The organism is Pseudomonas sp. Sample_9 (assembly GCF_004307535.1).
GTDB classification, from domain to species: domain Bacteria; phylum Pseudomonadota; class Gammaproteobacteria; order Pseudomonadales; family Pseudomonadaceae; genus Aquipseudomonas; species Aquipseudomonas mercuritolerans.
On sequence record NZ_RAZO01000242.1, the window covers coordinates 1781 to 6181 of the forward strand.

The following is a 4401-nucleotide window of genomic DNA, read 5'->3' on the forward strand; positions in this document are numbered from 1 at the left end:
CGAGGCTTCGCTGGTCAGCTGATTCGGCGTTTGCCGGGCTGACGCCTTCGCGAGCAGGCTTGCTCCCACAGGGGATTTGTGCACGTCGCAGATCCAGTGTGGGAGCGAGCCTGCTCGCGAAGGCAGTCTCGAAACCTGCTCAGCGACCAGCAATTAATACAAGGTGTGAGCAAAGTCAGAACCCGCTCCGCAGAATTATGGTCGAATAATCGACAGCAGCTTCAGCGCACACCCGTGCGCGCTGCCTCAAGGAGCTTCATCGATGAAACGTATTGGCTTGGCGATCCTTTGCAGTGCACTGGCCACGTCCGCTTTCGCAGCCCCGAAGGACTGCGAAGAGCTCAGAAAGGAAATCGAGATCAAGATTCAGGCGAAGGCCATTCCCTCCTACACCCTGGAAATCATCACGGCAGAAGAGGCGAAGCAGCACGACTCGGCCATGATCGTCGGTTCTTGCGAGAACGGCACCAAACGGATCATTTACCAGAGAAACGACAGCTGAAGCGCTAGATGATGCAGTGGAACTCGCGGTCTTCAGCAACGATCTCGCGCTTGGCATTGTACAAACGCGCGCTCGGCGTGAATGCCAGCGAGCGGCCTTCCAGCAGATAACGCTGGCCGGCCTCGAAGTGGTCGTAGCGAATGGTCAGGTAGCATAAGCGCTCCACCGGGCCGGTGAGCAGACTGCCACCGCCGCCAAACACTTCGAAGTCGAAACGTACCCGCAGCTCATGGCTACCGGGAGTCACCTGGAAAAAGCGCCCGTCGTTCAAGCGCTGGTTGTCGAGACGCTCGGCCATCAGCAACTTGCCCCCGGGGCTTGGCGTAGAGAAGTCGACCCAGGCCATGTGCGGGTCAACCGGTGGCAATGGCGTCTGGCAACCGGCGACCAGACCGACAACGAGCAACAGCAGCAAGGTACGCATGATGGATATCCGCAGATTCGAATAGCCAGCATAGCGCCGATCAACTGCTCTGGCAGCCCGCCGGTGTGCCCTGGCCGACGACCTTGCGCTGTTCATCATAAAGCTTGGCCCACGGCCGGAAGCCGATGCTGCCCGCCTGCAACTGATAGCGCTGGCCGGCGTTGAAATCCTTGAATTTCACGCTCATCTGGCAATCGCGCCACAGCGGTTCGGCATTCGGGCCAATATTGGTGGCCTCGACCGGGAATTGATAGCGCACCTTCAGCTCATGGCTGCCGGGCTGCACTTCGAAATAACGTTTGTCGATGGCCTGGGTGGCATCGACTTGTACGGCTTGCAGCGCCGTGTCGTGTTGGCGGGCGTCGAGATCGATCCAGGCTTGCGAGGGGTCGGGGTCGGGCATTCCGAATCCGGCACAACCGGCCAGCGTCAGCAGGCCTCCTGTCAGCATCAACATGCGCATAGCGGTGCTCCTTGAGGCGGGATAGTCTTGGGGCGGACTTTCCGGGGAATTTCTTATTGTGATCAGGCCGTTTACCAGCCTTGGGTTACTTGATCGCGTTTTTCCGATTTTGTTTCCGGGTGTGTTGTTTTTGTTGCTCAACGGTTGCACCAGCGTCAGCTACTACAGCCAGTTGGCCAGCGGCCAACTGCAATTGCTGCGCGCACGGGAGCCGGTGGAGAAAGTCATTGCCGACCCGAATCGCGACGCCAGATTGCGCTCGCATTTGGCTCAATCGCAGAAGGCTCGCACGTTCGCCAGCGAGCACCTGCATCTGCCGGACAACCGGAGCTATCGTCTCTACGCCGACATCGGCCGGCCGTTCGTGGTGTGGAACGTGTTCGCCACCGCAGAGTTTTCCCTCACCCCGCAGAATCACTGCTTCCCGATTGCCGGCTGCGTGGCCTATCGCGGCTACTACAGCCAGAGCGCCGCCCGTGGCGAAGCGGCGCTTCAACGTCTGCAGGGCATGGACGTGTCGATCGGCGGGGTCGAGGCGTACTCGACGCTTGGCTGGTTCAATGACCCGATCCTCAATTCGATGATGGGCTGGGGCGACGAACGACTGGCCACGCTGATCTTTCATGAACTGGCGCACCAGAAGTTCTATGTGAAGGACGACACCGAGTTCAACGAGTCATTCGCCACCTTCGTCGAGCAGGAAGGCACGCGGCAGTGGCGCGCATCTCGCGGCCTGCCGGCGGAGTCGGATGCCAGGCTCAAGCAGCGTGACCAGTTCATCGGTCTGGTGCTCGACACGCGTTCACGACTGGAGAAGCTCTATGCGCAGCCGCTGTCGGTTGAGCAGATGCGTGAGCGCAAAGCAGCTGAATTCGAGCGCTTGCGCCGGGAGTATCGGGTCATGCGCGACAGTCAGTGGGCCGGGGATAAGCGCTATGACGCCTGGGTCAATGCGCCACTGAACAACGCGCGGTTGTTGCCGTTCGGGCTGTATGACCAGTGGGTGCCGGCGTTTGCGGCGGTGTTCAGGCAAGTAGATGGGGATTGGCTGAGGTTTTATGCCGAGGTCGAGCGGTTGGGACGGTTGCCGGTTGATGAGCGTAAGGCGGCGCTGGAAGCGCTGGCCCAGTCCTAAGGAACTCGGAGGCATAACGGCCCTTTCGCGAGCAGGCTCGCTCCCACAGAGGCAGCGAGATCCAATGTGGGAGCGAGCCTGCTCGCGAAGGCTATTTCATCAGCGCTGCAAAAACGCCTGATGCAACTCGTCCAAGGTTTCAAAGTGATAAGCCGGCGCCTCCGCATTCAACTCCTCGAAACTGCCAAACCCATACCCCACCGCCGCCGCATCCATGCCGTTGCTGCGGGCGCCGATCAGGTCGTGCTTGCGATCACCGATCATCAGGGTCTGTGCCGGGTCCAGGCGTTCTTCCTCAAGCAAGTGCGCAATCAGCTCAACTTTGTTGGTTCGCGTGCCGTCCAGCTCGCTGCCGTAGATCACCTTGAAGTGGCGGGCGAAGTCGAAGTGCCGGGCGATCTCGCGGGCGAATACCCACGGCTTGGAGGTGGCGATGTACAACTGCCGCCCCTGCCCGCTCAAGGTTTCCAGCAGCGGCGTGACCCCGTCGAACACCCGATTCTCGTAGAGGCCGGTAACCTTGAAGCGCTCGCGATAGAAATTCACCGCTTCCCAGGCCTTGGCCTCGTCGAAGTCGTAGAACTGCATGAACGCTTGCAGCAGCGGCGGGCCGATGAAGTGTTCCAGTTTGCTCAGGTCCGGCTCGTCGATGCCGAGATTGGCCAGAGCAAATTGAATTGAGCGGGTGATGCCCTCACGCGGGTCGGTCAGGGTGCCATCGAGGTCGAACAGTACGGTCTGGTAATGCATGGAAATTCCCGAGCAGGTGTAGGGCGATTCAGAGCTGGTCGTAGCCTTCGGCCAGATGCAGGTCCTTGAGCTTGACGTAGTTCGCCGCGCTGTACGTAAAGAAGGCGTTTTCCTTGTCGGTCAGCGGGCGCACTTGCTTGACCGGGCTGCCGACATACAGGAAGCCGCTCTGCAGGCGCTTGCCCGGCGGCACCAGGCTGCCGGCGCCGATGATCACATCGTCTTCCACCACGGCACCGTCCATGACGATGCTGCCCATGCCGATCAACACGCGGCTGCCAACGGTGCAGCCGTGCAGCATGACCTTGTGGGCGATGGTTACGTCATCGCCGATCAGCAAGGGAAAGCCGTCCGGGTTGAACGGGCCGGCGTGGGTGATGTGCAGCACGCAGCCGTCCTGCACGCTGGTGCGCGCACCGATGCGGATGCGGTGCATGTCGCCACGGATCACCGTCAGCGGCCAGACCGAGCTGTCTGCGCCAATTTCGACGTCGCCGATCACCACCGCCGAACCGTCGACGAATGCGCCGTTGCTCAGGCGGGGGGTGTGATTCTGGTATTTGCGAAGGGACACGATTAGTTCTCTCTCTGTCGCCGATAGCTGCGGTGAGTGTCGATTGTAATTAAGATGGGCGCATGTTTCTTCCAGCCAAGGTGCCAACCGTGAGCGTGAACAACCCTCTTTTGCAGTCCTATGACCTGCCGCCGTTCTCCACGATCCGTGCCGAACACGTCCTGCCCGCCATCGAAACCATTCTCGCGGACAACCGCGCCGCCATCGCCGAAATCCTCAAGACCCAGGGCAAGAACCCGACCTGGGCCGGTCTGGTGCTGGCGATGGACGAACTCAACGATCGTCTCGGTGCGGCGTGGAGCCCGGTCAGCCATCTTAACGCCGTGTGCAACAGTGCCGAACTGCGTGAAGCCTACGAGTCGTGCCTGCCGGCCCTGAGCGCCTACTCCACCGAAATGGGCCAGAACCGCGAACTGTTCCAGGCGTATGAAGCGTTGGCCAACAGTCCGGAAGCTGCCAGTTTCGACGTCGCGCAAAAGACCATTCTGGAACACGCCCTGCGCGATTTCCGTCTGTCGGGTATCGATCTGCCGGAAGCCGAGCAGAAACGTTA

General features: G+C 60.6%; 6 protein-coding genes and 1 pseudogene. 3 read left to right on the forward strand and 4 right to left on the reverse strand.

Going from position 1 to position 4401, the window contains the following annotated elements; genetic code table 11:
* Positions 1-262 precede the first annotated feature (262 nt).
* The gene (locus D6877_RS13720) at positions 263-502 is read left to right on the forward strand and encodes a DUF1161 domain-containing protein (protein WP_016772309.1); all 240 of its coding nucleotides are present in this window, start codon (positions 263-265) and stop codon (positions 500-502) included.
* A 4-nt stretch (positions 503-506) separates the two neighbouring features.
* Here the strand turns inward: D6877_RS13720 and D6877_RS13725 are convergent, their stop codons facing one another.
* Both D6877_RS13725 and D6877_RS13730 read right to left on the reverse strand, forming a co-directional pair.
* On the reverse strand, positions 507-926 hold the full coding sequence (locus D6877_RS13725; protein WP_125917046.1) for a hypothetical protein: 420 nt from the start codon (positions 924-926) through the stop codon (positions 507-509).
* 40 nt (positions 927-966) lie between these two features.
* Positions 967-1389 carry a hypothetical protein gene (locus D6877_RS13730; RefSeq protein ID WP_125917044.1) on the reverse strand — a complete coding sequence of 141 codons (423 nt, stop codon included), beginning with the start codon at positions 1387-1389 and terminating at the stop codon, positions 967-969.
* A gap of 58 nt (positions 1390-1447) precedes the next feature.
* On the opposite strand from D6877_RS13730, the gene D6877_RS13735 reads away from it, so the two are divergent.
* The gene (locus D6877_RS13735) at positions 1448-2524 is read left to right on the forward strand and encodes an aminopeptidase (RefSeq protein ID WP_130911147.1); all 1077 of its coding nucleotides are present in this window, start codon (positions 1448-1450) and stop codon (positions 2522-2524) included.
* 99 nt (positions 2525-2623) lie between these two features.
* On the opposite strand, the gene D6877_RS13740 is transcribed toward D6877_RS13735, so the two are convergent.
* Positions 2624-3274: an HAD family hydrolase gene (locus tag D6877_RS13740; RefSeq protein ID WP_130911148.1), complete on the reverse strand. Its 651-nt coding sequence runs from the start codon at positions 3272-3274 to the stop codon at positions 2624-2626.
* Between the two features lie 28 nt (positions 3275-3302).
* Positions 3303-3848: a gamma carbonic anhydrase family protein gene (locus D6877_RS13745; RefSeq protein WP_016772314.1), complete on the reverse strand. Its 546-nt coding sequence runs from the start codon at positions 3846-3848 to the stop codon at positions 3303-3305.
* An 89-nt stretch (positions 3849-3937) separates the two neighbouring features.
* On the opposite strand from D6877_RS13745, the pseudogene D6877_RS13750 reads away from it, so the two are divergent.
* Positions 3938-4401 (forward strand): annotated as a pseudogene (locus D6877_RS13750) (oligopeptidase A); the annotation flags it as partial.